Annotated in this window: 26 protein-coding genes and 1 pseudogene; 20 read left to right on the top strand and 7 right to left on the bottom strand. The window is 62.9% G+C overall.

The window, feature by feature from the left end:
- Window positions 1–3 precede the first annotated feature (3 nt).
- From KDD17_RS18975 to KDD17_RS17795, 18 genes and pseudogenes are all read left to right on the top strand, one after another.
- Window positions 4–252, top strand: a complete 249-nt coding sequence (locus tag KDD17_RS18975) for an SDR family oxidoreductase (RefSeq protein WP_254797002.1) — start codon at window positions 4–6, stop codon at window positions 250–252.
- Entirely contained in the window at window positions 249–1,172 is a 924-nt protein-coding gene (locus KDD17_RS17715; protein WP_212706469.1) for an SDR family NAD(P)-dependent oxidoreductase, read from the top strand. The genes KDD17_RS18975 and KDD17_RS17715 overlap by 4 nt, the downstream gene beginning before the upstream one ends.
- A 20-nt stretch (window positions 1,173–1,192) precedes the next feature.
- A complete protein-coding gene (locus KDD17_RS17720) occupies window positions 1,193–2,389 on the top strand; it encodes an acetyl-CoA C-acyltransferase (protein WP_212706470.1) in 1,197 nt (398 codons plus the stop codon).
- Window positions 2,390–2,583: 194 nt separating this feature from the next.
- Window positions 2,584–3,575 (top strand): annotated as a pseudogene (locus tag KDD17_RS17725) (NAD(P)H-dependent flavin oxidoreductase).
- A 1-nt stretch (window position 3,576) separates the two neighbouring features.
- Window positions 3,577–4,224 (top strand): histidine phosphatase family protein, encoded by a 648-nt coding sequence (locus KDD17_RS17730; RefSeq protein ID WP_212706471.1) that lies wholly within the window; start codon window positions 3,577–3,579, stop codon window positions 4,222–4,224.
- Between the two features lie 10 nt (window positions 4,225–4,234).
- A complete protein-coding gene (locus KDD17_RS17735) occupies window positions 4,235–5,263 on the top strand; it encodes a phosphotransferase family protein (protein WP_212706472.1) in 1,029 nt (342 codons plus the stop codon).
- A gap of 6 nt (window positions 5,264–5,269) precedes the next feature.
- Window positions 5,270–6,061: an IclR family transcriptional regulator gene (locus tag KDD17_RS17740; RefSeq protein WP_212706473.1), complete on the top strand. Its 792-nt coding sequence runs from the start codon at window positions 5,270–5,272 to the stop codon at window positions 6,059–6,061.
- A gap of 395 nt (window positions 6,062–6,456) precedes the next feature.
- Complete coding sequence (locus KDD17_RS17745; RefSeq protein WP_212706474.1) at window positions 6,457–7,710, top strand: branched-chain amino acid ABC transporter substrate-binding protein; 1,254 nt, start codon at window positions 6,457–6,459, stop codon at window positions 7,708–7,710.
- Window positions 7,711–7,793: 83 nt separating this feature from the next.
- Window positions 7,794–8,750 (top strand): branched-chain amino acid ABC transporter permease, encoded by a 957-nt coding sequence (locus KDD17_RS17750; protein WP_212706475.1) that lies wholly within the window; start codon window positions 7,794–7,796, stop codon window positions 8,748–8,750.
- Window positions 8,747–10,078, top strand: coding sequence for a branched-chain amino acid ABC transporter permease (locus KDD17_RS17755; protein ID WP_212706476.1), 1,332 nt, complete (start codon window positions 8,747–8,749; stop codon window positions 10,076–10,078). Before KDD17_RS17750 ends, KDD17_RS17755 begins: the two co-directional genes overlap by 4 nt.
- Window positions 10,075–10,836, top strand: a complete 762-nt coding sequence (locus tag KDD17_RS17760; protein WP_212706477.1) for an ABC transporter ATP-binding protein — start codon at window positions 10,075–10,077, stop codon at window positions 10,834–10,836. The genes KDD17_RS17755 and KDD17_RS17760 overlap by 4 nt, the downstream gene beginning before the upstream one ends.
- A gap of 14 nt (window positions 10,837–10,850) precedes the next feature.
- Window positions 10,851–11,534 (top strand): ABC transporter ATP-binding protein, encoded by a 684-nt coding sequence (locus KDD17_RS17765; RefSeq protein WP_212706501.1) that lies wholly within the window; start codon window positions 10,851–10,853, stop codon window positions 11,532–11,534.
- Window positions 11,531–12,277 (top strand): enoyl-CoA hydratase/isomerase family protein, encoded by a 747-nt coding sequence (locus tag KDD17_RS17770; RefSeq protein ID WP_254797004.1) that lies wholly within the window; start codon window positions 11,531–11,533, stop codon window positions 12,275–12,277. The genes KDD17_RS17765 and KDD17_RS17770 overlap by 4 nt, the downstream gene beginning before the upstream one ends.
- 6 nt (window positions 12,278–12,283) lie before the next feature.
- On the top strand, window positions 12,284–13,489 hold the full coding sequence (locus KDD17_RS17775; RefSeq protein WP_254797005.1) for a serine hydrolase domain-containing protein: 1,206 nt from the start codon (window positions 12,284–12,286) through the stop codon (window positions 13,487–13,489).
- The gene (locus tag KDD17_RS17780; protein ID WP_212706478.1) at window positions 13,486–15,438 is read left to right on the top strand and encodes an acetoacetate--CoA ligase; all 1,953 of its coding nucleotides are present in this window, start codon (window positions 13,486–13,488) and stop codon (window positions 15,436–15,438) included. Before KDD17_RS17775 ends, KDD17_RS17780 begins: the two co-directional genes overlap by 4 nt.
- A gap of 11 nt (window positions 15,439–15,449) precedes the next feature.
- Complete coding sequence (locus KDD17_RS17785; protein WP_212706479.1) at window positions 15,450–16,316, top strand: acyl-CoA thioesterase; 867 nt, start codon at window positions 15,450–15,452, stop codon at window positions 16,314–16,316.
- 46 nt (window positions 16,317–16,362) lie between these two features.
- Window positions 16,363–16,602 (top strand): type II toxin-antitoxin system CcdA family antitoxin, encoded by a 240-nt coding sequence (locus tag KDD17_RS17790; protein WP_254797006.1) that lies wholly within the window; start codon window positions 16,363–16,365, stop codon window positions 16,600–16,602.
- Window position 16,603: 1 nt separating this feature from the next.
- Entirely contained in the window at window positions 16,604–16,897 is a 294-nt protein-coding gene (locus KDD17_RS17795) for a CcdB family protein (protein ID WP_212706480.1), read from the top strand.
- On the opposite strand, the gene KDD17_RS17800 is transcribed toward KDD17_RS17795, so the two are convergent.
- The 7 genes from KDD17_RS17800 to KDD17_RS17830 are packed head-to-tail and all read right to left on the bottom strand — an operon-like array spanning window position 16,894 to window position 23,908.
- Window positions 16,894–17,265, bottom strand: coding sequence for a VOC family protein (locus tag KDD17_RS17800; RefSeq protein WP_212706481.1), 372 nt, complete (start codon window positions 17,263–17,265; stop codon window positions 16,894–16,896). The two genes, KDD17_RS17795 and KDD17_RS17800, sit on opposite strands and share 4 nt — an antisense overlap.
- A gap of 15 nt (window positions 17,266–17,280) precedes the next feature.
- Window positions 17,281–18,051, bottom strand: a complete 771-nt coding sequence (locus KDD17_RS17805; RefSeq protein WP_212706482.1) for an SDR family oxidoreductase — start codon at window positions 18,049–18,051, stop codon at window positions 17,281–17,283.
- A gap of 1 nt (window position 18,052) precedes the next feature.
- Window positions 18,053–18,823, bottom strand: coding sequence for an SDR family NAD(P)-dependent oxidoreductase (locus KDD17_RS17810; protein ID WP_254797007.1), 771 nt, complete (start codon window positions 18,821–18,823; stop codon window positions 18,053–18,055).
- The gene (locus KDD17_RS17815; RefSeq protein ID WP_212706483.1) at window positions 18,820–20,106 is read right to left on the bottom strand and encodes an acyl-CoA dehydrogenase family protein; all 1,287 of its coding nucleotides are present in this window, start codon (window positions 20,104–20,106) and stop codon (window positions 18,820–18,822) included. Before KDD17_RS17815 ends, KDD17_RS17810 begins: the two co-directional genes overlap by 4 nt.
- A 42-nt stretch (window positions 20,107–20,148) precedes the next feature.
- Entirely contained in the window at window positions 20,149–20,928 is a 780-nt protein-coding gene (locus tag KDD17_RS17820; protein WP_212706484.1) for an enoyl-CoA hydratase-related protein, read from the bottom strand.
- On the bottom strand, window positions 20,925–22,211 hold the full coding sequence (locus KDD17_RS17825) for a 3-hydroxyacyl-CoA dehydrogenase (protein WP_212706485.1): 1,287 nt from the start codon (window positions 22,209–22,211) through the stop codon (window positions 20,925–20,927). Before KDD17_RS17825 ends, KDD17_RS17820 begins: the two co-directional genes overlap by 4 nt.
- Window positions 22,208–23,908 carry a class I adenylate-forming enzyme family protein gene (locus tag KDD17_RS17830; protein ID WP_212706486.1) on the bottom strand — a complete coding sequence of 567 codons (1,701 nt, stop codon included), beginning with the start codon at window positions 23,906–23,908 and terminating at the stop codon, window positions 22,208–22,210. The genes KDD17_RS17825 and KDD17_RS17830 overlap by 4 nt, the downstream gene beginning before the upstream one ends.
- A gap of 291 nt (window positions 23,909–24,199) precedes the next feature.
- Between KDD17_RS17830 and KDD17_RS17835 the strand changes: the two genes are divergently transcribed.
- On the top strand, window positions 24,200–24,601 hold the full coding sequence (locus KDD17_RS17835) for a rhodanese-like domain-containing protein (protein ID WP_212706487.1): 402 nt from the start codon (window positions 24,200–24,202) through the stop codon (window positions 24,599–24,601).
- Between the two features lie 57 nt (window positions 24,602–24,658).
- Window positions 24,659–25,540, top strand: a complete 882-nt coding sequence (locus tag KDD17_RS17840) for an MBL fold metallo-hydrolase (RefSeq protein ID WP_431358166.1) — start codon at window positions 24,659–24,661, stop codon at window positions 25,538–25,540.
- Window positions 25,541–25,578: the final 38 nt, after the last annotated feature.

Raw genomic sequence — 25,578 nt, forward strand, 5'->3', positions numbered from 1 at the left:
ACCGTGAACAGCCTCGCGCCCGGCCCCTTCGTCAGCCGCATGACTGCCTTTGCCACCCACGACGAGGGCATGCGCGAGAGGGTGGGAAAGGACGTGCCCATCGGACGCGTGGGTCGCGATGAGGACATCGGCGGCTGCATGCTGTTTCTGTGCGGGCGCGGCGGCGCCTATGTGACCGGCGCGGTGATCCCCGTCTCGGGCGGGATCAACGTGATGAGCGGGCCGAACATCTTTGAACAGGCGCTGCCATGAGCATCCGTTTCGACGGGCGCGTGGCGATTGTGACGGGCGCGGGGGTTGGCCTTGGCCGCTCCCACGCGCTGGGGCTGGCCGCGCGCGGTGCCAAGGTCGTCGTGAACGATCTGGGCGTGGGCCGCGATGGCGCGGGCCAATCGTCGGAAGCCGCCGACGCTGTCGTGGCCGAGATCGAGGCAATGGGCGGCGAGGCCTTTGCCCACGGTGCCGACGTCTCCGACGAGGCGGCGGTCGAGGATATGGTCGCCCAAGCGGTGGACCGTTGGGGCCGCGTGGATATTGCCGTCAACAACGCGGGTATCCTGCTGGACAAGACATTCGGCAAGATGGAGATGCGCGCCTTTGCAAAGGTCGTCGACGTGCATCTGATCGGCAGCGCCAATGTGGCACACGCCTGCTGGCCGCACATGCGCGCGCAGAAATACGGGCGCATCGTGCTGACGTCGTCGGCCTCGGGGCTTTACGGGAATTTCGGGCAGTCGAACTACGGCGCGGCCAAGGCCGCGATGCTGGGGCTGATGAACGTGCTGCACATGGAGGGCGCGCGCGACGGCATCCGTGTGAACACGCTGGCCCCCACGGCAGCGACCCGCATGACCGCCGATCTGCTGCCCGAGGCCGCGCAGGAACTGCTCGCTCCCGAGACGATCACACCCGGCCTTCTGGTGCTGGTAAGCGAGGATGCACCAAGCCAGATGATCATGGGCGCAGGCGCGGGCAGCTACGCCGAAACCCGCATCTATGAGACGCGCGGCATCACGCTGATGGACGAGGACAACACGCCAGAAGCCGTGGCCGCGCGACTGAACGACATTCGCGATCCGCAGGATCAGGAACAACTGGGCGACGCCTTTGGCCAAACCCGCAAATACGCCCTCAGTGCAGCCAAGGCCCGTGGCCTGAAGCTGGACTGGTAACACATTCAAGGAGAGACATCATGCGTGACGCCGTCATCGTATCCACCGCCCGGACCCCCATCGGCAAGGCCTACCGGGGTGCCTTCAACAACACCACGCCGCAAGCGCTGAGCGCCCATGCCATCAGCCACGCGGTCGAGCGGTCCAAGGTCGACCCGGCCGAGATCGCCGATGTGGTCTGGGGCTCTGCCCTGCAGCAGGGCCATCAGGCCGGCAACATCGCGCGTCAGGCGGCGATCCGTGCGGGCCTGCCCGTCACCGTGGCCGGCATGTCGCTGGACCGCCAATGCGCCAGTGGCATGATGGCGATTGCCACGGCGGCCAAACAGGTCATCACCGACGGGATGGACGTGGTGATCGGCGGCGGCGTCGACAGCATCTCGATGGTGCAGACGCAGGAAATGCGCGTGAAGGCCGACCCATGGCTGAAAGAGCACAAGCCCGAGATCTACATGTCGATGCTGGAAACCGCCGAGACGGTCGCCGAACGCTACAACGTCAGCCGCGAGCGTCAGGACGCCTACGCCGCCGAAAGCCAGAAGCGCACCCATGAGGCGCAAGAGGCAGGCAAGCTCGACGACGAAGTCGTGGCAATGACGACCAAGATGATGGTCCAGAACAAGGAAACAAAGGAGATCACCGAACATGAGGTGACGCTCTCCAAGGATGAGGGCAACCGCCCGGGCACGACGGCAGAGAGCCTCGCGGGCCTGCAACCGGTGTTCAAGGATGGCATCCACATCAAGGAAGGCAAATTTATCACGGCGGGCAATGCCTCGCAGCTGAGCGATGGCGCCTCCGCGTCCGTGGTGATGGAGGCCAAGCGGGCCGAGCAACTGGGTGTCACGCCGCTGGGCCGCTACGTCGGCGTGATGGCCGCAGGGCTTGAACCGGATGAGATGGGCATCGGCCCGATCTATGCGGTGCCAAAGCTGCTGGCGGCCCATGGCCTCAAGATGGACGACATCGGCCTGTGGGAGCTCAACGAGGCTTTTGCCGTTCAGGTGATCCATTCGGCCGACGTGCTGGGCATCCCCTACGAGAACCTCAACGTGAACGGCGGCGCGATTTCCATCGGGCACCCTTACGGCATGTCGGGCGCGCGCATGGTCGGCCACGCGCTGATCGAGGGCAAGCGGCGCGGCGTGAAATACGTGGTCTGCACCATGTGCGTGGGCGGCGGCATGGGCGCGGCCGGCCTCTTCGAGGTACTGTGAGAACGGGGAGTGACACCTGCGGGTCGTTTCGCCCGGCCCCGGGCCGGGCAGCCCCCGACCGCCCCCACGGGCGGGGGCTTCACCCCCACCCGCGGTCGGGAACTGCCCTGCTCACTCCATAGCTCCGCCACATGCGTTTCGCCAATAAACGGGGCGGATTCTCCCGCCCTCTTACCGTCAACATGAGGATTCCTATGCCCCGCTCCGACGCCCATCTTCCCGCCGCGCTGCAAGGGCTGCGCATCCCGCTCATTGCCTCGCCACTGTTCATCATCTCGGTGCCCAAGCTGGTGATTGCCCAGTGCAAGGCCGGCATTGTCGGGTCGTTCCCCGCGCTCAACGCGCGCGAGGCGGAGGGCGAACATCCGCTGCTCGACACCTGGCTGACGGAAATCCGCGAGGAGCTGGACCGCCACAATCAGGCGAACCCGGATCAACCCGCCGCGCCCTTTGCGGTCAATCAGATCGTGCACCGATCAAACGCGCGGCTTGAGCGGGATCTGGAGATCTGCGTCAAACATGAGGTGCCGATCTGGATCACCTCGCTGGGCGCACGGGTCGAGGTCAATGAGGCCGCGCACAGCTGTGGCGGCATTGTGCTGCATGATATCATCAACAACAAATTCGCCCGCAAGGCCGTGGAAAAAGGTGCCGATGGTCTGGTCGCCGTGGCCGCGGGTGCGGGGGGCACGCGGGCCAGCAATCCCCCTTCGCGCTCGTGCGCGAAATCCGCGAATGGTACGACGGGCCCATCGCGCTGTCGGGCGCCATCGCCACGGGTGAGAGCCTGCTGGCCGCGCGCGCCATGGGCGCCGATCTGGGCTATACCGGTTCGCCGTTCATTGCGACCGATGAAGCGAATGCCGAACAAGGCTACAAGGACATGATCGTGGACAGCGGGGCGGAAGATATCGTCTATTCCTCGCTCTTCACCGGTGTCTGGGGCAACTATCTGAAAGGGTCGGTCAAGGCGGCGGGCATGGATCCCGATAACCTGCCGACTGCGGATGCCTCATCGATGAACTTTGGCACCGACCGCGAAAAGCCCAAGGCGTGGAAAACCATCTGGGGATCGGGCCAGGGCATCGGCGCGATCAAATCCGTGGGGCCTGCGGGCGCGATCGTCGACCGCATGGCGGATGAATACGCAGCGGCGGGCAAAAAGCTGGCGGCGGAGTTTTCCTGACATGGCCGAGCTGCTCGTCATACGGCACGGGCAGGCGTCGTTCGGCGCCGAGAATTACGACGTGCTGTCGGATCTGGGCCGGGCGCAGGCGCGCGCGGCCGGCGACTGGCTGCGCCAGATGGGATGGACGCCCGACCGCGTGCTGACCGGCACCTTGCAGCGGCAACGCGACACGGCGACCGAGATGGGATTTCCCACGGAAGAGACGCACGCCGGGTTCAACGAATACGACTTTGGCGCGCTGCTGGATAAACGGTTTCCGGACGGGCTGCCCCACGATGTCGCCGCCGACCGGCGTGTGCATTTCCAGACCCTGCGCGAAACCGTGTTCGACTGGCAGGATGACAAGATACCCGATCCCTACGAGACATGGGCCGCGTTCGAGGCCCGCACGCAGGCCGCGATGGATCACGCCACGGACACGGACGCGCGCCGCGTGCTGGTTGTCAGCTCTGGCGGGGTGATCGGGCAGCTGGTGGCGGCGACGTTGGGCGCGCCAAAACGCCAGATGATGCTGCTGAACCTGCAGATCAAAAACAGCGCCATGACCCGCTTTGTCTTTTCCAAGGGTCGTGCCAGTCTGACCGAGTTCAACGCCACACCGCATTTCGCCACGCCCGAGGGCGCGGCGTTGATGAGTTACAGTTAAGGGCCCCGAGATGAGCGATACACAAACATTGGATGAAGCGGCGGTCTCCGCCTATTTGCGTGACCACTTGCCGGGGTTCGAGGGGCCGATGACGGTGACCAAGTTCCAGGGCGGCCAGTCAAACCCCACTTTCCGCCTCGACACGCCCGGCCATGCCTACGTGTTGCGGCGCAAACCGCCCGGCGTTCTGTTGAAGTCTGCGCACGCGGTGGATCGTGAATTCCGCGTGCAACGCGCGCTGGAAGGCAGCGACGTGCCGGTGTCGAAAATGCACCTGCTCTGCGAGGATGACAGCGTCATCGGGTCGATGTTCTACATCATGGATCACGTCGAGGGCCGCAATTTCAACGAACCCGCCATGCCCGGCGTCTCCCCCGCCGACCGGACTGCCATCATCACCGAGATGAACCGCGTGCTGGCCGCGCTGCACGAGGTGGACATCGACGCCGTGGGGCTGGCTGATTACGGCCCGGAGGGCAATTATTTTGAGCGGCAGGTCGGACGCTGGTCGAAACAGTACCGCGCCTCCGAGACTGACAAGATCCCTGCGATGGATGCACTCATGGAGGCGCTGGTTGCCGAGCGCCCCGCCGATGACGGACAACGCACACTGGTGCACGGCGATTACCGCATCGATAACATGATCTTTGACGCGACTGGCACCGGGTGCCGCGCCGTCCTCGATTGGGAGCTGTCGACAATCGGCCACCCCTTTGCGGATCTGGCCGCCGTCATCATGCAATGGCAGATGCCCGCAGGCTCTGAGGGCCGTGGCATGGGCGGGCTTGACCGTGCAGCACTGGGTTTGCCGACGGATCAGGAGTTCGTCGCGACCTATTGCGCGCGGCGCGGACTGAAAGGCATCGACCATTTCGGCTATTACCTCGGCTTCAATTTCTTCCGCATGGCGGCGATCATTCAAGGTGTGCTGAAACGCGCGCTAGACGGGAATGCGTCGAATCCAGAACGGGCAATGAAGGTGGGACAATACGTGCCGGTCTTTGCACAACACGGGCTCGACGCCCTGAAGCGGGGCTAAGACGGGATGGATCATTTTGACCCCGATCTTGACGGGAAGGATCGCAATTTTGTCACGGCCCTCGCACGGGGGCTCGAGATCCTGCGGTGTTTCCGCTCGAACGAAGTCACGCTGACCAATAGCGATTTCTCGGAACGCACGGGGCTGCCAAAAGCCACGATCTCACGGCTGACACATACGCTTTGCGCGCTCGACTATCTGGTGGCCGACACGCGCGTGGGCACCTACCGGCTGAGCGGAGGCGTGTTGCAGCTGGGTTTTGCCGCGCTGTCGTCGATGGATATTTCAGACCGCGCCGCGCCGGAAATGCGGGCGCTGCGCGAAGAGGGGCCGAACCCTTTCATCACCGTCGCTCTGGGAGAGCAGCATCGCAACGATGTTGTATATCTGGCAACCGAAACGTCGAGCGAGGACGTGAGCCTCGTGATCCGTGTGGGCTCTCGTTTGCCGCTATACCACTCGGCCATCGGCAAGGCGATCCTCGTCGGCATGAGCGAGCCACAGCGCGCGCGGGTTTTCGCATTTGCCCGCGACGAGGGTCCGGAATTCGAGGCCGAAGCCCACGCCCTGTTCGACGCCGCGCATAGCGAGTTTGCCGAACGGGGCTTTTGCAGCGGGTACGGATCGTGGCGCCCGGATGTGAACGGGATCGCGGTGCCCGTCGTTCAGGCGCAGGAAGGTCGTGTCTACGGGCTCAACGTCGGCGGCCCGGCCTATCGGGTGAAGCCAAAGCAGCTTGAAGGGATCTACGCCGAGCGGCTCATCAAGGCAGCGGGTGCGCTGAGCATCCAGACCTGACACAGCGCGGATTCGCAGGCGGGCGCCGGTTCCGCTCTGCGGAACAATGTGGTTGATAGGCGGGGGCATCGGTTCCCCCCTTGCACGGCTCAAATCGGCCTGTCTCATTTTCTGAGACGGCTGTGCATGGCCTTAGTGCAAGCACGTTTCAGGGCGGGCCTGGATGGAAGCGATCTTATTTTTCATTTATTTTCATATACATAGATCCTTTCCCATTTATCACCTTGGACCCGCAGACAGGGCACGACGCACATTCCCTTGGGTCAATTCGCCGTGCGGGGGGCGCAAACCGACATCGGAACGCTTGACTTACTCAGGGGGTGTGCAACTCTGACGTCAGTGGCACCAAACCCAAAATCTCGCAGTTAGCGATGGGCCACCTTAGGGAGGACTTTATGAAGAATATCACTAAAATCGGTGCGGTCTCCGCGCTGTCACTCATCATCGGCGCCAGCGCCGCATTTGCCGAAAACATCAAGGTCGCGTTCATCGATCCGCTGTCCGGTCCATTCGCCAGCACGGGCACGAACGGTCTGCACCAGTTCGAGCACGCCGCCGACTACATGGTCAACAAGGACGGTGGTCTGCTGGACGGGCAGATGATGGAAGTCGTCGGTTTCGACAACAAGATCAGCCCCAAAGAGTCGCTGATCCAGCTTCAGGTCGCGATCGATCAGGGCATCCGCTACATCGTGCAGGGCAACTCCTCGGGTGTTGCGAACGCGCTGACCGAAGCGATCGACAAGCACAACCGCCGCAACCCCGACAGCCGCGTCCTGTTCCTGAACTACGCTGCCGTCGATCCGGCGCTGACCAATGACAAGTGTAACTTCTGGCACTTCCGTTTCGACGCGAACGCCGATCTGAAGATGGATGCGATCACGGATTCGATCACCCAGAACCCCGATGTCAGCAAGGTCTACGTGATCGGTCAGGACTATTCGTTCGGCAAGGCGGTATCCGCCGCGGCCAACCGTTTCTTGAGCGAGAAGTCCGAGACGATCGAGATCGTCGGCGATGAGCTGCACCCGATCGGCAAGGTCAACGACTTCACCCCCTACAGCCGCAAGATCGTGGCGTCCGGTGCCGATGCTGTGATTACCGGCAACTGGGGTGCGGACATGCTGGGCCTTGGCAAATCGATCATCGAAAACGGCTTTGAAGGGCCGATCTATACCTATTACGCGGCGGGCTCCGGCATCACGGCAGCCTTCGGCGAAAGCGGCAAGGGGTCGATCCGTCTGGTCGGCGAGGGGAAAATCAACCCCGGCCCAAGCGATGAGGTGACAGCCTACTACAACGCGTTCCTCGAAAAGCACCCCGATGGCAACCTTGACCAGACCCGTATCTCGAACACGATCGGGATGCTGGCACAGGCCATCGAAGAGGCAGGCACCGCCGATGACGTTGTCGCCGTGGCCAACGCGCTGGAAGGGATGGAATACCAGACCATCTTTGGCGGTACTGTCATGATGCGCGCCGAGGATCACCAGGCGATCCAGGATCTGCACATCTTTGAGCACACGAACGAAGATATCGCGTTCCCCTACGACGGGTCCGAGTACGGCGTGAAGGTGGTCAACACCATCGAGATGGCCGGCGCGGATAGCGAAACCACCTGCAAGATGCGCCGTCCGAACGAATCCTGATTTCGGACTGACGCGCGCCCGCCCCCGATCGCCGGGGGCGGGCGACACCAAATCTGCATCACTTCACATCGCGGAGGGGCCTGATGGACCTCATACTCGTCAATTTGATCGACGGGCTGGTGACTGGACTCTTGTTGTTCATGTTGTCCGCCGGCCTGACCCTTATTTTTTCGATGATGGGGGTACTGAACTTTGCCCACGCCAGCTTTTACATGTTGGGGGCCTATTTTGCCTATCAGATCAGCATCGCGCTGGGTTTCTGGATGGGGCTTTTGCTGGCGCCGCTAATCGTCGGGCTGATGGGTGCGGGAGTGGAGCGATACGGGCTGCGGCGCGTGCACCAATACGGTCACGTGCCCGAGCTGATCTTTACCTTTGGTCTGGCGCTGCTGATCGAAGAACTGGTGCAATTCGTCTGGGGCAAGAACCACGTCCCCTATAACGCTCCCGAGATCCTCGAATTCACCGCCTTTGCCATCGCCGGAAATTCGATTCCAGCCTATAAGGTTTTCATGATCTTCATCTCCGTGGGGATCTTCATCGGGCTGCTTTACGTGCTGACAAAGACCCGCGTCGGTATGATCATTCAAGCCGCACTCAGCTATCCGCGCACCGTTGAGGCCCTGGGCCATAATGTGCCGCTGATCTTCATGGGGGTCTTTGGTGTCGGCACCGCCCTTGCCGGGGTTGCCGGTGTCATTGCCGGGCCGGTACTGTCGACCTTCCCCGGTATGGCCTTCGTGCTTGGTCCCATCGTGTTCGTCGCCATCGTCATCGGGGGGCTGGGTTCGCTCTGGGGTGCGCTCGTCGCCTCATTGCTGATTGGCTGGATCACGACCTTCGCCAAATCCTACAACATCGAGATGGAGGCGATCCTGAACGGGATCGGCATCGCAACCCCCGAGAGCCTGAGCGACAGTCCGTTCCGGGATGTGTGGAGCCTGACCTCGCCGCAGATTGCGGATATCCTGCCGTATATCCTGATGGTTCTGGTCCTCATCTTCCGCCCCGCGGGCCTGTTCGGAAAGCGTACCCAATGACCGATACAAAATCAGACGTGAAGGGCGCACGCCCCAAGGAACAGATCACGACACCCGGCACCCCTGCCTCGCAGCGGATGCGGGCGGGGTCGATGACGATCTCGCTGGCGCCCTGGCTGATCGCGGCGTTTATCATGCTGATCCTGCCGATGGTCTTCACCAACAACTCCGCGCTGACGATCATGAACCAGATGTCGATCACGATCATCTTTGCGCTGGCCTACAACATGCTGTTGGGGCAGGGCGGTATGCTCAGCTTTGGCCACGCGGTCTATGCCGGGGTTGGCGGGTTTTTCTGCATGCACATCATGAACGCATCCGATTTCTTTGCAAGCTTCCCGCTGCCGGTGCTGCCGCTCTTTGGCGGGCTCTTCGGCATGGGCCTTGCGCTGATCATCGGCAGTTTTTCGACCCGCTCGGCGGGCACTGTATTCGCGATGATCTCACTGGGGGTCGGGCAACTGATCGCGTCAAGCTCGGTCATTGTCGTGGCTTTCTTCGGTGGGGAAGAAGGGATATCCGGCGACCGTACCTACGCGATGCCCTTCTTTGGCGTCGAATTCCTGCAACAGATAGAGGTGTACTACCTCACCGCCGGCTGGGTGCTGATCTCTGCCGCGCTGATGTATCTATGGAGCCGCACGCCCGTGGGCCGGATGGCCAACGCCGTGCGCGACAACCCCGAGCGGGCCGAGTTCCTAGGCTACTCCGCGCGCTGGGTCCGGTTCTACAGCTTCGTGGCGTCTGGCTTTTTCGCCGGCATCTCCGGCGGGCTATTCGCCATCAACTACGAGATCCTGACCGAAGAGAACCTGAACGCCACCTCTTCGGGGCTGATCCTGCTGGTAACGTTCCTGGGCGGCGTCGGTTTCTTCTTTGGTCCGATCCTCGGCGCCATCGTGTTCACGCTGGTACAGACGGTTTTGAGCCTTGAGACAGACCTGTGGTCGATCTACGCCGGTGCGCTCTTCGTGGCGACGGTGATGTTCTTTCCCGGTGGCCTCGCGGGGCTCATCATGATGCATGTGCCCGCGTTCAAGCTGGGCAAAGCACGATTACTGCTGATGCCTTACGTGAAAACGCTGATCCCCGCCGCCATCGGCATCCTCGCAATCTGCGCGCTGGTTGAGATGACATTCCACTATCGCCACGGTGCGCTGGGGGATAATGAGATGACGCTGTTCTGGACCACCTTCGACAGTCACAGCGTCCTGCCCTGGCTGATCGCCGCCGCAATCGCGGTCGTGGGCATCGGGGTCGCGCGCAAAACGGCGCCGTCCCTGCGCGAGGCCTGGAATGAAGCTAACACGGCAGGAGGCACCCGATGAGCGTTCCAGCACTGCAACTGACCGGGCTCAAGAAAAGCTTTGGCAAGGCCGAGATCATCCGCGGCATTGACCTCGAGATCGGTCGCGCCGAGCGCCACGCGATCATCGGGCCGAACGGGGCGGGCAAATCCACCCTGTTCAACCTGATCACCGCCCGCTTTCCGGCCACGGCCGGCACGGTCAAGCTGCACGGTGAGGATCTGGCCGGGCTGCAACCCTTCCAGATCAATCGCAAGGGCCTGTCACGGTCGTTCCAGATCACCAACATCTTTCCCAAGATGAGCGTGTTCGAGAACGTGCGCTGCGCGCTCTTGTGGTCGCAGGGGTACAAATACAGCTTCTGGAACCTGGTGGCGCGCAGCCGTGCGCTGACCGAAGGGGCCGAGGCGATCCTGGATCAGATCAACCTGCTGGAACGGCGCAACCTGCCCGCGGGCACGCTCAGCTACGCCGAGCAACGCGCGCTTGAGATCGGGATCACCATCGCCGGTGGTGCGGATGTCATCATGCTCGATGAGCCGACGGCGGGCATGTCGAACACCGAAACCGACTATATCACCGACCTGATCCTCAAGGTGACCGAGGGCAAGACGCTGATCATGGTGGAGCATGACATGGGCGTCGTCTTCGGCCTTGCCGACCGGATTTCGGTGCTGGTCTACGGTGAGATCATCGCGACCGACACGCCAGAGCGTGTGCGCGCCGATCCCAAGGTACAAGAGGCCTATCTGGGCGCTGCACTGGAGGCAGAACATTGATCGAAGTTCAGGACATGCACGCCTATTACGGCAAATCCCACATCCTTCAGGGGGTGACCATGAACGTGCAGGAAGGCGAGATTGTTGCCCTTCTGGGCCGCAACGGCGTGGGCCGGTCGACCACCTGCAAAGCGATCATGGGCGAAGTGGAGCCGCATGGCTCGGTCAAGTTCAAGGGGCAGGAGATCGCGGGCAAGAAGGCCTATGAGGTCGCCAACCTCGGCATCGGATACGTGCCCGAAAATCGCGATATCTTTCCCGGGCTGACCACACGGCAGAACCTGACGCTGGGCCTCAAGCCCGGACAAAAGGACGGCGCCGGGCGCTGGTCGATGCAGATGATGTTCGAGATGTTCGAAAACCTCGATCGTCGCGCGGATGTGGAGGCTTCGGTGTTGTCGGGCGGAGAGCAGCAGATGTTGACCATGTGCCGCACGCTGATGGGCGATCCGGATTTTGTGATGATCGACGAGCCGACCGAGGGGCTTTCCCCGCAGATGGTGCAGAAGGTGGCCGAGGTGCTGCAAGCGATTGCGCAGAAGGGCATCTCGACCCTGCTGGTCGAGCAAAAGTTGAGCATCGCGATGGATATCGCCGATCGTGTCTACGTGATGGGTCACGGGCAGGTCGTATTCGAGGGCACCCCCGCAGAGCTCAAAGCCCGCGATGACGTGCGCAGGGAGTGGCTGGAGGTGTGACCGCCCCCGACGAAAGCTGGATCACGCTTACGCATCCGCATCCGGGCATTGCGCGGCTGACGCTCAACGCCGCGCCCGTCAACGCCCTGACCCCGGCCAAGCTGATGGGCCTCAAGGCGGTTGCGGATCGGCTGAGCGGGCGGGAGCGCGTGCGCGCAATTGTCATCGACAGCGCGCTGCGGGTCTTCTCCGCCGGGCTGAACCTCAAGGACGCGCAACACTACGATGACGCAGATCAGGCGGCCATCGTGCACGGCCTGAATATCGGATTTCACGCGCTCTTTGCCTGTCCGAAACCCGTTATCGTCGCCTGCGACGGTGCCGCGATTGCGGGCGGTCTTTTCTTTGTGCTGAGCGCGGATTGGCGCATCGCAACGCCACGCGCTTCCTTTGGTCTCGCCGAGGTGCGCGTTGGCGTTGATTTCCCTGTAGGCCCGATGGAAATTGCGCGCGATACGCTGGATCCCACCGCATTGCGCCGCCTGATCCAACGGGGCCAACCCATTGACGCATCGACAGCGCAGGAGTGGGGTGTGATCGACGAGATTGTCGAGGCATCGCCGGTGGATCGTGCGCTGGAGGTAGCCGTCGAATACGCCGCCATTCCACCATTGGCCTACGCTCAGGTAAAACGGCAGGTTCGCGGCGCCACGATTGAGCGCATCGCAAAGGCGATGGACCGCACGCCCGACCCCTGGTTCAACGTAGAGACCCGCGCCGCGATGGCGCAGATGCTGAGGTAGCACCGAATGGCCGGATTTGACGCAAGCAGGCTCGACCGCATTCGCGATTGGATGCAGGGCTATATCGACACGCGCCGCTATGCCGGCGGTGCCGTGCTGATCGCGCGGGACGGGAAAGAAGCGTTCTATCACGACGCCGGGCTGCGCGATACCGCCACCGGTGCGGTCTGGACCCGCAACACCGTCGCGCGGATCTATTCGATGACCAAACCCGTGACCTCGCTGGCGCTGATGCAATTGGTGGAGCGGGGTTTGATCCACCTCGAACAGCCGATTTCTGATTTCATCCCTGAGTTTACCGACTGTCGTGCGCTGGTGCCCGGTGCCACCGACATCACCCGGACCGCGCCCTGCGCACCGCCAACGCTGCACCAGCTGCTTACCCACACCTCGGGCCTCAGCTACGCGTTCAATCCCGGATTGGTCGGCGCAGCGATGGCGCAGGCCAAGGTCGAATTTCGCGCCAATCAGGGCACTTTGGCGCAGATGTGTATTGAGGCGGCCAAACTGCCGCTGGCCTTTACTCCCGGAAGCCGCTGGGAATATTCCGTAGGGATCGACGTGATCGGCCGCGTGGTCGAGGTCGTTTCGGGCCACTCGCTGGACGCGTATTTCACCCAGAATATCTTTGACCCGCTCGGCATGTCCGAGACGCGGTTTTCGGTGCCGGAGGGCGCGCGCGACCGTTTCGCCGCCTGCTACACCCCGCTCGCGGAGGGCGGGTTCACCACCGGCAAGCCCGAGATGGGGAGCGACACGCTGCGCGAAATCGACGGCGCGCGCAAAAGCCCGTTTCTGAGCGCCACGCTTTTTGGCGGAGGCGGTGGGCTGGTTGGCACCATCGACGATTACATGAGCTTCTGCGAAGCGCTGCGCACCGGCGGCGCGGGCATCATCGCACCGCGCACGCTGACATTCATGATGCGCAACCATCTGGGCTGCGAGATTGCGGCGATGGGGCCATCGTCCTTTGCCGAGCAACCGATGGAGGGGATGGGATTCGGCATCGGCGGCGCGGTTGTGCTGGACCCCGCCCGCGCCCGCGCCCCCGGCAGCATCGGCGATTTCAGCTGGGGCGGCATGGCCTCGACATTCTTCTGGATCGACCCGGTGGAGCAGTTGTCGGTGGTCTTCTTCACCCAGCTCATCCCGTCGAGCAGCTATCCCGCCCGCCCCCAGCTCAAGGCGCTGGTACACGGGGCACTGACATGAGCCGCGTTCTGTGGACGCCATCGCCCGAGCGCGCCGCCGCCAGCACGATGGCAGAATTCGAGCGCTACCTGGCCGAGAAACACGACCTGACCTTCAGCGACTACAACGCGATGTGGGCGTGGAGCGTTGACGATCTGGAGGGCTTCTGGGCCGCGATCTGGGATCATTTTGGTATCCGCGCCTCCGCAGCGCCCGACCAAATGCTGGCCACACGCCAGATGCCGGGGGCCCAATGGTGCCCCGGCGCGATGCTGAACTACACCGATCAGATCCTAAAACACGCCGAGGGGCGCGAAGATGAGGATGCCATCGTGCGGTATTCCGAAAGCTTTGGCGCCCGCACGCTCAGCTGGGGGGCGCTACGCGCGCAGGTGGCATCGGTCGCACATCATCTGCGGGCGATGGGGGTCGTACCGGGCGACCGGGTCACGGCAATCCTGCCCAATACGGAAACTGCGCTGATCGCCTTTCTGGCGAGCGCCAGCATCGGCGCGGTCTGGTCGATCTGCGCGCCCGACATGGGTCACGTGGCGATCCTCGACCGGTTTCAGCAGATCGCACCCAAGGTGCTGATCACGCAGGATGGCTATGTGCACGCGGGCAAAACAACCGACCGGCGCGATATCAACGCAGGCATCGTCGACGCGCTGCCCAGCCTGACGCATTGCGTGACCCTGCCGCTGGTTGGTGATCTGCCAGACGGCCACGTGGCGTGGGACGCGATCACCGGCGATGATGTCGACTATCAATCCACGCAAGTCCCCTTCGATCATCCGCTGTGGATCGTCTATTCCTCCGGCACGACGGGCAATCCCAAACCCATCGTGCACGGGCACGGCGGCGTGGCGCTTGAGGCGGCCAAGCAATCCCTGCACCATGATCTACGCGCGGGTGATCGGTTTTGCTGGCTCACGTCATCGGGCTGGATCATGTGGAATGCGCAGTGGATGGCACTGGGGCAGGGGGCCGCGGTGTGCCTCTATGATGGGGCGCCAAATCACCCCGACATGCTGGCGGTCTGGCGCTTCGTCGCCGATAACGGCGTGAGTTTTTTCGGCGCGGGGGCCGCGTTCTTTCAGGGCTGTCTCAAGGCGGGGGTGATCCCGCGCGACGCGGTGGATCTGACCGCGCTGGCCTCTCTCGGCTCGACAGGTTCCCCGCTGAGCGAGGACGCCTATGACTGGATCTATTCAGAAGTGAAGCCCGATGTCTGGCTTGCCCCGATTTCGGGCGGCACCGATCTGGCGGGTGCATTCGTGCTGGGTCATCCCGCGATGCCGGTGCGCGCGGGCGAGATGCAGTGCCGTGCGCTAGGCAATGCGGTGCGGGCCTTTGATGCGCAGGGCAACGAGGTTGTCGGCGAGGTGGGGGAGCTCGTCTGCACCGAACCGTTGCCCTCCATGCCACTCTATTTCTGGGGCGACGACGACGGCAGCCGCCTGCATGACAGCTATTTCGACATGTATCCCGGCATATGGCGCCACGGCGACTGGATCAGCATCGCCGAGGACGGCAGTTCAGTGATCTACGGCCGCTCGGACGCCACGATCAACCGCCGTGGACTGCGACTTGGCTCGGCCGAGATCTATCAGGCGGTCGAGGGGCTGGACGAAATCCTCGACAGTCTGGTGGTCGATCTGGAGTTTCTGGGCCGGGAAAGCTTCATGCCGCTGTTCGTCGTCACAGCGCCGGACGTGACGCTGGACGACGCACTGCGCGACAAGATCAACGGCGCGATCCGCACTTCCGTCTCCGCGCGCTTTATTCCCAACGAAATCGTGCAAGTCGCTGAGATCCCCCGCACCCTGTCAGGAAAGAAGCTTGAGGTTCCGGTGAAAAAGCTGATGCTGGGCGGGGATCCGGCAACGGTCGTCAACCGCGATAGCATGGCCAACCCGGACAGTTTCGACACCTTTATCGCCTATGCGGATGCACGGGCGCCCAGCTGAAAGCCCCCCGCATGAGCACCGTTGCCGACGAACTCCTCAGCCTTCTCGACATCGAACAGCTGGAGGTCGATCTGTTTCGCGGCATCGGTTCGGGCGGGGAGACAAGCGTGCGGATCTTTGGCGGGCACGTGATTGCGCAGGCGCTGATGGCGGCCTACCGCACGGTGCCCGACCGGCTGTGCCACAGCCTGCACGCCTATTTCATCCGGCCCGGCGATCCAAAGATCCCCGTGATCTATCAGGTCGATCGCGCCCGTGACGGCGGCAGTTTCACCACCCGGCGGGTGGTCGCGATCCAGCACGGCAAACAGATCTTCAACATGTCGGCGTCTTTTCACATCGACGAAGAGGGATGGAACCACCAACACCCCATGCCGGACGTCGGCGCACCGGAGCAGTGGCCCAGCCGCGATGAGCTGCGCGAAACCCATGTGGACAAGATCCCCAAGAAATACCGCGCCGATTTCCTGCGCGAACGCCCCATAGAGCTGCGCGAGGTCGCGCCGCGCGATTTCTTCACGCCGCAGGTCACGGATGATCGCAACCAGCTGTGGTTCAGGATGGAGGCGGCAAAGGGGCAGGGGCCGATGATGCAGCACTGCCTGCTGGCCTATGCGTCGGATATGAACCTGCTCGGCTCATCCCTGCGCCCGCACGGGCTGACGTGGTTTCAGGGCAGCGTGATGAGCGCGAGCCTGGATCACGCCATGTGGTTTCACGCGCCCATCGAGTTCTCTGACTGGCATCTCTACGATCTGGATGCGCCGTGGACGGGTAAGGCGCGCGGGTTTAACCGTGGCGCGGTCTATGCGGCGGACGGCACGCTGGTCGCTTCCGTCGCGCAGGAAGGGTTGGTACGACCTTTAAAAAAGGGGTGAGCCTTGCGCGGCAGACACGCCGTGCTTATACTCCTAACCTATACGCATGATGGAGACGCCTGCGATGGGCCGGATCAAGGTCAATATGACGCTGGACGCGCAGATCGCCGATGAGGCGCGGGCGCTGGGGTTGAATATGTCGCGCCTCGCGGAGGCCGCGATTGAGCAGGCCGCCAAGGCCGAGCGTAACCGCCTGTGGCGGCAGCAAAACGCCGGTGCACTGGAAACCTACGAGGCCGAGATCGCGGGCGAGGGGCCGGCCCTCGCCAGATACCGCAGCTTCTGACGTGGCGCAGTTCGATGTGCACCGGCTGGACGGCGGGCAGCTGGTGGTGGACATGCAGACCGATCTGATCGGGATAGACGCGACGCGTCTGGTCGCCCCCTTGCGGATCGCCGCACGCTACGCGGAGTTTCCGGGCCTCACCCCCTCGGTCGACATCGACGACACCCGCTATATCGTGCGCATGCAGGAGCTTGCCGCCGTGCCGGGGGCCATTCTTGGCCCGCCGGTGTTGTCACTGGCGCCCGAGCGTGATGCGCTCAAACGCGCGCTCGATATCCTGATCGACGGCGTTTAACCAAAGACAAAAAAGCACAGCTTGTTGCCGTCCGGGTCGCGCACGTAGGCGCCGTAGAACCTGTCGGGGATGCGCTGGCCCGGGGCGCCGTCGTCGGTGGCGCCCAGTTCAAGCGCGCGGGCGTGCATCTGGTCGGCCTCTTGCTTGGTGTCTGCGGTGAAGGCGATCATCGTCCCGTTGCCGGGCGCCGGGTCGCCCTTGTCGTAGGGCTCGCACACGGCGACCATCGGCTGACCGCGCGCGACCGAGATGAACGCGATGCGCCCGTTGTCGATGACGACCTTGCCACCTTTGCCCTCGAAGAGGTTGGCGTAGAAGGCCTTGGCGCGCTCCATGTCGCGCACACCGATTGTCACGTATCCGATCATTCTCTTGTTCCTGTCCTAAGTGTCGAACGCACCGAAACGGCGGTTGAGCTTGCGCATCCCGCCGATCCAGCGGTCGTAATTGTCGGTCTTGTTCTTCATGTAGGTTTCGACCTCTTTGTGCGGCAGCACAAGAAACGTCTCATCACGAATAGTTGTGACGCAGGCCTCGGCGACGGGGCCGGGCTCCATCATGCCGTCGATGGCGGCGACGTGATCCTCGTGGCCCCGGGTCATTTCCGTGCGCACGGCCTGCGGACACAGGACGGACACCTTGATCCCCTGATCGCCGTAGGTCAGCGCCAGCCATTCGGCCAGTCCCACGGCCGCGTGTTTCGTCACCCCGTAGGGCGCGCTGCCGATCTGGTTGAGCAGCCCCGCCGCCGACGCGGTGTTGAGCAGATAGCCACCCCCGCGCGCGGACATCAGCGGCACCAGATGGCGCGCGGCCCAGACGTGGGACATCACGTTGATCTCCCAGATGCGCTGCCAGTCGTCGTCGGGCACCTCGACACCGCCCGCGACCGAGATCCCGGCGTTCGAGCAGAAGAGATCAATCGGACCGATGTCCTCAACCGCGTCAATCATCGCCGTGATCTGATCCTTGATCGCAACATCGACCCGGTAGGCCGTGCCGCCCATCATCGCCGCCGTCTCTTCGGCGCCTTTCAGATCCCGGTCAACACAGGCGATATAGCGCGCGCCCTCTTCGGCAAAACGCAGGCACATGGCCCGCCCGATGCCCGAGGCCGCCCCGGTGACGACAATGATCCTGTCCTTGAGTTCCATATCAGGTCCACATATTCGAGCCGCCGCAAACGGTCAGCGCCTGCCCGGTCATGTATTTGCTGGCGTCCGAGGCGATGAAGACCGCAAGCCCGGCAAAATCCTCCGGCTCACCCAGACGGCGCAGGGGGATTTCGTTCTCGATCCGCTTGGCGACCTCGGGGTTGTCCCACAGCTCCCGCGCGAATTCGGTCTTCACCAGACCGGGGCAGATTGCGTTGAAACGGATACCCTTGGGGCCGAACTCAGCCGCGAGGTTACGGCACAGCCCGATCAGCGCCAGTTTGGACATCCCGTAGGTGCCCAGCATCACAGATGGTTTGAACGCGCCGATCGACGAGGTGAACGCCATGGAGCCGCCGCCGTTGGCCACCATATCCGGCGCCACCATCTGTGCGAGCCACAGGTTGGATTTCACGTTGGCGTTCATGGTCTTGTCATAGGCATCGTCGGGGATCTCGGACGTGACGCCGTAGTAGGGGTTCACGCCCGCATTCCCGATCACCACGTCGATCAGCCCCGCGCGGTCGTGCGTTTGATCGACCAGCGCTTGCAGCTGATCCTTGTAGCCGACATTGCAGGCAATTGCGTGCGCGGTGCCTTTGCCGAGGGCGTTGATCCCCTCGGCAGCGGCGTCCAGCTGATCCTGCTTGCGCGCAGAGATGACGACGGTGGCACCGTGTTCGGCCAGCGCCGTGGCCATCGCCAGCCCCATCCCCTTGGAGGCGCCAGTAAGCAGCGCCACCTTGCCGGTCAGATCAAACAACGCGCTCACACGCCGCTCCGCGTGCGGCCCGTGGCGATTTCGCTGCGCGCGCGGTCGGTGCGGGCGTTGGAGGATTGGTAATCCTTCACCTCGGCGCGCGCGATCACGTGGTGGTGCACCTCATCGGGGCCATCCGCATAGCGCAGCGTGCGCTGTGCGGTATACATGCCCGACAGGGGCGACCATTGGCTGATGCCCGTCGCACCGTGCACCTGCATCGCCTCGTCGATGATGTTGCAGACCTTCTCCGGCACCATCGCCTTGATCATGCTGACCCAGATGCGCGCTTCCTTGTTGCCCAGCGTATCCATCGCCTTGGCCGCCTTGAGCACCATCAGGCGCATCGCTTCTATCTCGATCTTCGCGCGCGAAATCGTTTCCATGTTCTTGCCCAGATCAATGATCTTCTTGCCGAAGGCCTCGCGCGACAGGCCGCGTTCGATCATCAGATCCAGCGCCTTTTCCGCCGCCCCGATGGAGCGCATGCAGTGGTGGATGCGGCCTGGCCCAAGCCGGACCTGGCTGATCTCGAACCCACGGCCCTCACCCCAGAGGATGTTTTCCTCGGGCACGCGCACGTTCTTGAACCGGATGTGCATGTGGCCGTGAGGCGCATCATCATGGCCAAAGACGTGCATGGGGCCGACGATCTCGACACCCGGCGTGTCGATGGGCACAAGGATCTGGCTTTGCTGGCGGAAGGGCTCGGCATCGGGAGAGGTTTTCACCATCGTGATCATGATCTTGCAACGCGGATCGCCCGCGCCGGAGATATAGTATTTCTCCCCGTTGATGACCCATTCGCCATTCTCCAGCACCGCAGACGTGCTGATATTCTTGGCATCGGACGAGGCCATATCCGGCTCCGTCATGGCGAACGCGCTGCGGATCTCACCGCGCAACAGCGGCTTGAGCCATTGCTCCTTTTGCTCTTTGGTGCCGATCCGCTCCAACACTTCCATGTTGCCGGTATCGGGGGCAGAGCAGTTGAGGCTCTCGCTCGCCAACGGGCTTTTGCCCAGTTCGGCGGCGATGTAGGCGTAGTCGAGATTGCTCAGACCCTCGCCGGTCTCCGCATTGGGCAAAAAGAAATTCCACAGCCCGTTGTCGCGCGCCTTTTGCTTGGCGGTCTCCAGCAGCTCAAGCTGACCCGGGGCATAGGACCACCGATCCGCGCGGCCCTCGCCAAGGCGATAGAACTCCTCCGTGATCGGATCGACGTTTTCGCGGATGTGCTTGATCACGGCGTTCAGCAACGGTCGCGCTTTTTCGGACATCTCGAGGTTGTTCATTCCACTCGGTGTGGCACCAGAATCCAGCATTGTGTCGTCTCCCTATTTGTTGACCCATTCGGGTTTGCGTTTCTCGACGAAGGCTTGCACGCCTTCCTTGAAATCTTCGGTCTTGCTCAGATCCGCGATCACCTCGCGGGAAAATCCGATGCTGGCGGCCATGCCGTCGGCCTTTGCCATCTCGTTGAGCACACGTTTGGTGGCCTTCACCGCCGATGGGGACACGGTACACAACTCCTCGGCCTTGGCCATAGCCACATCCATCAGATCGCCGTGCGGCACCACTTGATTGACGCAGCCCATCGCCAGCGCCTCATCCGCCATGATGGTGCGGCCGGTAAACATCATCTCCTGCGCGGCGAGCCGCCCGATGTAGCGCGACAGACGCTGCACGCCGGAGGCGGCGGCGAAAAAGCCAACCTTCACCTCGGGCAGCGCGAATTTTGCGTTCTCGGAGGCGATCAGGATATCACACGACAGCGCCGTCTCAAACCCGCCGCCCATGGCAAATCCGTTCACGGCGGCAATGATCGGTTTTTCCAGATCAAAGCGTGACGACAGCCCCGCAAACCCACTGTCCGGCATCCCGCGTGCGTTACCGCCCGTGGCGGTCGCCTTCAGGTCGTTGCCCGCGCTGAACGCCTTGTCGCCCGCGCCGGTCAGCACGGCGACCCACAGATCCCGGTCGGCGGCGAAGTCATCCCAGCACGCCGCCATCTCGTGGTGCATGTCGGCGTGCACGGCGTTGTAGACATCGGGCCGGTTCATCGTGACCTTCAGGATATGCCCGTGCTTTTCGGTGGTGATGAAATCATAGCTCATACCTTGAGCCCTCCGGTGTCGATCTCGGTGAATTTGCCGCCGTCCTCGGCCAGTTTGCGCAGCAAAGCGGCGGGGGCAAAATCGGCGTCTTCCGCGCCCAGTTTCTCCATCCGGGCCAGCACCACCTGCGCGCCGACCATATCGCCGTAGAACATCGGCCCGCCTTTATCCGCAGGCCAGCCGTAGCCATTGAGCCAGACCACATCGATGTCCGACGGGCGCTGCGCCTTGTTCTCTTCGAGGATCTTCACACCTTCGTTGATCATCGGATAAATGCAAATCTCGATGATCTCTTCCTGCGAGATGGTGGATGCACTGGCCCCGGTAATGTCGCGGATGACCTCGGCCACCTTGTCGGACGGCACGGGCCGGCGGTTTTCATCGTAGTCGTAGAAACCGGCTTGCGTCTTTTGCCCCCGGCGATCCATCTCGCACAGCGCGTCGCGGATGGGATTGTCGGTGGTGGCCCCCTTGCTCCACCCGATGTCGAGGCCCGCCAGATCGCTCATCTGGAACGGCCCCATCTTGAACCCGAAGGCATTGAGTGCTGCATCCACGTCCCAGGGCATCAGCCCTGCCTGCAACAGCTTGTTCGCCTGCCGCTGGCGCATGAACAGCATCCGGTTTCCGACAAAGCCGGGGCAGACGCCCACAAGCGTCGCGATCTTGTTGATGTCTTTTGCCAGATCCATGCAGGTCGCCACGACATCATCCGCCGTATGCTTGGCCCGCACGATTTCCAGCAGCTTCATCACATTGGCCGGCGAAAAGAAGTGCAGCCCGATCACGTCCTGCGGACGCCCGGTCATGCCCGCAATCTCGTCGATATTCAGCGCCGAGGTGTTGGTGGCGAGGATCGCGCCCGGCTTCATCACGCGGTCAAGCTCGGTGAAGATGGTGCGCTTTAGCTCCATATCCTCGAACACCGCTTCGATCACCAGATCGCAGTCGGCAAGGGCCGCCAGCTCAAGCTTGCCATCAAAACGCGCCATGCGCGCCTCGACCTCGTCCTGCGGGAAACGCCCCTTGTCGGCGGAGCGTTGGTAGTTGCCGCGCACGACCTTCAGGCCCCGCTCCAGCGCCTCCTGCTTTGTCTCGACGATGGTGATGGGATAGCCCGCGGTGGCGAAATTCATCGCGATCCCGCCGCCCATGGTGCCCGCGCCGATGATGCCCACGGATTTGATCTCGCGCTTTTGGCTGGCATCAAGGCCCGGAACCGCCCACGCTTGTTTGCCCGCCTCGGCGATATAGGCGCCGATCTGTTCTTCGCTTGGTGTCATGTCTTTTCCTTTTGCAGACAGGCCGCTTGCAATCCGCGCCTGTCAATCTTGTCCGTAGCACCCCGCATCAGCGGCGTGTCCTGTGTCCACAGCTGCACCGGCAGCTTGAATTTCGCGATCTGCCCGTCTAGCGCCTGCGCCATCTCGTCCACGCTCAGGCTGGTGCCCGCGCGCAGTTGCACAGCGGCGCCCACCACCTCGCCCAGCCGGTCATCGGGCACCGAAAAGGCGCAGGCCTCCATCACCTGCGGCAAGCGGTGCAGCGCGCCCTCCACATCCAGACAGGCGATGTTTTCGCCGCCCCGGATGATGATGTTTTTCTTGCGGTCCAGGATGGTGACATAGCCCTCGGCATCCATCACGGCGAGATCCCCGGTACGCAGCCAGCCGTCCTGCAAGACCTCCGCCGTCGCCTCGGGCTTGTTCAGATAGCAGCGCATGTTGGCGGGGGATTTCACCGTGATCTCACCCAGCTGCCCCAGCGCCACATCGTTGCCGTCATCGTCCAGCAACCGCAGCTCTTGCACCGGCGGGTGCAGCTTGCCCGCGCTTTCGGGACGGTTGAGGTAGTCGTCCCCGATCATCCCGATCCCCAACGCGTTGGTCTCGGTCATGCCCCAGCCGGTGGCGATACCCGCGTTGGGAAAGGCCTCCGCCAACTGCGCCACCTGCGCGCCGGGCCGCTTTGCCCCGCCGGAGCCGAGATAATCGAGCGTTTCCAACCGCGTCTCCGCCGTGCGCGCGGCCTCCATCAGCTCTGCCGATTGGGTGGGCACGCTAAGGAAACGCGTGATCTTCTCCGCCTCGATCAGGCGCACGGCCTCGGCGGCGTCCCATTTGTGCATTAAGGTGATATGCGCGCCCGCGACAAGGCTCAGCAGAAACAGCGGATGCGTGGCGGTGACGTGAAACAGCGGTGTGACCACCAGCGCAGAGGGGCGCGGGGCGGGCGGAGCATCCGGCGCGGGCGGGTCGACCAGCGGCGCAATCACCGCTTGCATCAGCCAGCTGAACACCGCGTTTGTCGCGCCGCGGTGGGTCTGCACGACGCCCTTGGGCTGCCCCGTGGTGCCCGAGGAATACATCACCGCAAAATCATCGTCCGGCGCAATCGCCACGCTCAGCGGCGCATCGCTTTGCGCGGCGTTCAATAAATCGGCGTAGCTGTGCGCGGCCGCCCCGGCACCATCGCGCACCCCGATCACCGTCAAACCCAATTCATCGACGAGCGGGCCCAACCGTTCGACGCGCGGACCGTCGGCTATCACCAGCCGCGCGCCGCTGTCTTCCAGGGCATAGTGCAGTTCGGTCGTGGTCCACCACGCATTCACGAAAACCACTGTCGCGCCGGTAGAGGAAATCGCGAGGACCGAGGCCAAGAGCTCGGGGTAGTTGCGCATCGCGATGGCGACACGGTCACCCGGACCGACGGTAAAACTGGTGGCAAGCACCTGCGCCATGCGCCGCACTTCCGCGCAGAACTGCGCGTAGGTCCACCGCTCCCCTTCGTACAAAAGATAGGGCAGGGTGCCATCGGCATGCTGCGCGTGACCGGCAGCCATCAGGGCGGGGACGTTTGGCGGAATGTTCTGAAAAGCGCGAAACGTGACGCCGTCGACATCCGTCGGAGCGACCGCAAACGTCGGGTTTGTCGCGACCACATGCGCCACGGCCTCTTCAGGCGTCATGCCACTCATGCGGCCGCCGCTGCGGCGATTGACCGGTGTTTCATGATGACCCTCCCAAGTCGTCGGGGCAGCGACACCGCTCTTCCGGCGGGGCCACGACTCTCCTCGAAGGATAGCTTATGCGGAAAAATCCCGCGTGCCAATCCCGCAGAATGGAACCACGTTTCGCAATCTTGGCACGGTACGATTTCGCTTCTAATCCGTTTTATGTAATTATTATTCAGGTTCAAAACGCACAGTTGCATGATTCAAATATCTATGGACAGCTGCAGTATGGACCCCTGCACAGGAAACACACCCATGCCACAGCTCACGACAACCGCCGCGCAGATGGTCGCCGCCGCCCGCGCGCGGATCGATGAGGTTGAGACCCCAGATCTGATTGCCATGCTCGACGATCCCGATGTCGTCATCGTCGATATCCGCGACATCCGCGAGCGTCAGCGCAGCGGCGCGATTCCGGGATCGATACACGCGCCGCGCGGGATGATCGAATTCTGGGTCGATCCGGACAGCCCGTATTTCAAGGACGTTTTTGCACAGGAAGACAAGAGATACGTCTTTCACTGCGCCTCCGGCTGGCGCTCTGCGCTGACGGTGGCGACGCTTGCGGATATGGGGTTCAAGGCATCGCACCTGCGCGAGGGGTTCTCAAGCTGGGCAGACCAGGGCGGCCCTGTCGAGACGATCGCAAAGAAATAGCCCGCGTTGACGCAGGCGCGGCGCGATGGTCTGCTATGCTCAAGGAGGATCCGACCCATGATGCCCCAACTTCACCTCGACCACCATCCGGCAGTCACCTCGTTCTTTGACACGCAGTCAAATACGATCAGCTATGTGGTCAAGGATCCCGCGAGCAGCGCCTGTGCGGTCATCGATGCGGTGATGAATTTCGACTACCCCGCCGGGCGGCTCAGCTTTTCCTGCGCGGATGAGATAATCGCGCATATCACCCGCGAAAAGCTGACGCTTGAATGGATCATCGAGACCCACGTGCACGCCGATCACCTCTCGGGCGCGCCCTACATCCAGGAACGGCTGGGCGGCAAGATTGGCATCGGCGAGCATATCCAGACGGTGCAGGAAACCTTTGGAAAGGTATTCAACGAGGGGACAGCCTTCCAGCGCGATGGCTCGCAGTTCGACGCGCTGTTCAGCGACGGCGACACCTATACCGTGGGCGGGATGCCCTGTTTCGCGTTGCACACGCCGGGACACACACCCGCCTGCATGGTGCATGTAATGGGCGATGCGGCCTTTGCCGGTGATACGCTGTTTATGCCCGACGGCGGCTCGGCGCGCGCCGATTTTCCGGGCGGGGACGCGGGGCAGCTCTACGATTCCATTCAGCGGGTTTTGAGCCTGCCCGACGACGTCCGCCTGTTTGTGTGCCATGACTACGGCCCCAATGGCCGTGCCATCGCGTGGGAGACGACTGTGGGCGAACAACGCGCGGCCAATATTCACGTCGGTCAAGGCGCCAGCCGCGAAGCGTTTGTAAAGATGCGAACCGAGCGAGACGCGCAGCTGTCCATGCCGGGCCTCATCATTCCCGCATTGCAGGTCAACATGCGCGCGGGCGAAGTGCCGCGTGACGCCGATGGCAACATGATGATCAAGGTGCCCGTCAACAAACTGTAGCGCGGCACCGTTTCCGGCCCGCGCTACAGATTTTCTTT

This window comes from Sulfitobacter albidus, assembly GCF_018200035.1.
GTDB classification, from domain to species: Bacteria; Pseudomonadota; Alphaproteobacteria; order Rhodobacterales; family Rhodobacteraceae; genus Sulfitobacter; species Sulfitobacter albidus.

What these genes read in the sequence shown, in the direction of transcription:
- KDD17_RS17715 (WP_212706469.1), top strand. Translation starts at nt 249, where the DNA reads ATGAGCATCCGTTTCGACGGGCGCGTGGCGATTGTGACGGGCGCGGGG.
- KDD17_RS17720 (WP_212706470.1), top strand. Translation starts at nt 1,193, where the DNA reads ATGCGTGACGCCGTCATCGTATCCACCGCCCGGACCCCCATCGGCAAG.
- KDD17_RS17730 (WP_212706471.1), top strand. Translation starts at nt 3,577, where the DNA reads ATGGCCGAGCTGCTCGTCATACGGCACGGGCAGGCGTCGTTCGGCGCC.
- KDD17_RS17735 (WP_212706472.1), top strand. Translation starts at nt 4,235, where the DNA reads ATGAGCGATACACAAACATTGGATGAAGCGGCGGTCTCCGCCTATTTG.
- KDD17_RS17740 (WP_212706473.1), top strand. Translation starts at nt 5,270, where the DNA reads ATGGATCATTTTGACCCCGATCTTGACGGGAAGGATCGCAATTTTGTC.
- KDD17_RS17745 (WP_212706474.1), top strand. Translation starts at nt 6,457, where the DNA reads ATGAAGAATATCACTAAAATCGGTGCGGTCTCCGCGCTGTCACTCATC.
- KDD17_RS17750 (WP_212706475.1), top strand. Translation starts at nt 7,794, where the DNA reads ATGGACCTCATACTCGTCAATTTGATCGACGGGCTGGTGACTGGACTC.
- KDD17_RS17755 (WP_212706476.1), top strand. Translation starts at nt 8,747, where the DNA reads ATGACCGATACAAAATCAGACGTGAAGGGCGCACGCCCCAAGGAACAG.
- KDD17_RS17760 (WP_212706477.1), top strand. Translation starts at nt 10,075, where the DNA reads ATGAGCGTTCCAGCACTGCAACTGACCGGGCTCAAGAAAAGCTTTGGC.
- KDD17_RS17765 (WP_212706501.1), top strand. Translation starts at nt 10,851, where the DNA reads ATGCACGCCTATTACGGCAAATCCCACATCCTTCAGGGGGTGACCATG.
- KDD17_RS17775 (WP_254797005.1), top strand. Translation starts at nt 12,284, where the DNA reads ATGGCCGGATTTGACGCAAGCAGGCTCGACCGCATTCGCGATTGGATG.
- KDD17_RS17780 (WP_212706478.1), top strand. Translation starts at nt 13,486, where the DNA reads ATGAGCCGCGTTCTGTGGACGCCATCGCCCGAGCGCGCCGCCGCCAGC.
- KDD17_RS17785 (WP_212706479.1), top strand. Translation starts at nt 15,450, where the DNA reads ATGAGCACCGTTGCCGACGAACTCCTCAGCCTTCTCGACATCGAACAG.
- KDD17_RS17790 (WP_254797006.1), top strand. Translation starts at nt 16,363, where the DNA reads ATGATGGAGACGCCTGCGATGGGCCGGATCAAGGTCAATATGACGCTG.
- KDD17_RS17800 (WP_212706481.1), bottom strand. Translation starts at nt 17,265, where the DNA reads ATGATCGGATACGTGACAATCGGTGTGCGCGACATGGAGCGCGCCAAG.
- KDD17_RS17805 (WP_212706482.1), bottom strand. Translation starts at nt 18,051, where the DNA reads ATGGAACTCAAGGACAGGATCATTGTCGTCACCGGGGCGGCCTCGGGC.
- KDD17_RS17815 (WP_212706483.1), bottom strand. Translation starts at nt 20,106, where the DNA reads ATGAACAACCTCGAGATGTCCGAAAAAGCGCGACCGTTGCTGAACGCC.
- KDD17_RS17820 (WP_212706484.1), bottom strand. Translation starts at nt 20,928, where the DNA reads ATGAGCTATGATTTCATCACCACCGAAAAGCACGGGCATATCCTGAAG.
- KDD17_RS17825 (WP_212706485.1), bottom strand. Translation starts at nt 22,211, where the DNA reads ATGACACCAAGCGAAGAACAGATCGGCGCCTATATCGCCGAGGCGGGC.
- KDD17_RS17830 (WP_212706486.1), bottom strand. Translation starts at nt 23,908, where the DNA reads ATGAGTGGCATGACGCCTGAAGAGGCCGTGGCGCATGTGGTCGCGACA.
- KDD17_RS17835 (WP_212706487.1), top strand. Translation starts at nt 24,200, where the DNA reads ATGCCACAGCTCACGACAACCGCCGCGCAGATGGTCGCCGCCGCCCGC.
- KDD17_RS17840 (WP_431358166.1), top strand. Translation starts at nt 24,659, where the DNA reads ATGATGCCCCAACTTCACCTCGACCACCATCCGGCAGTCACCTCGTTC.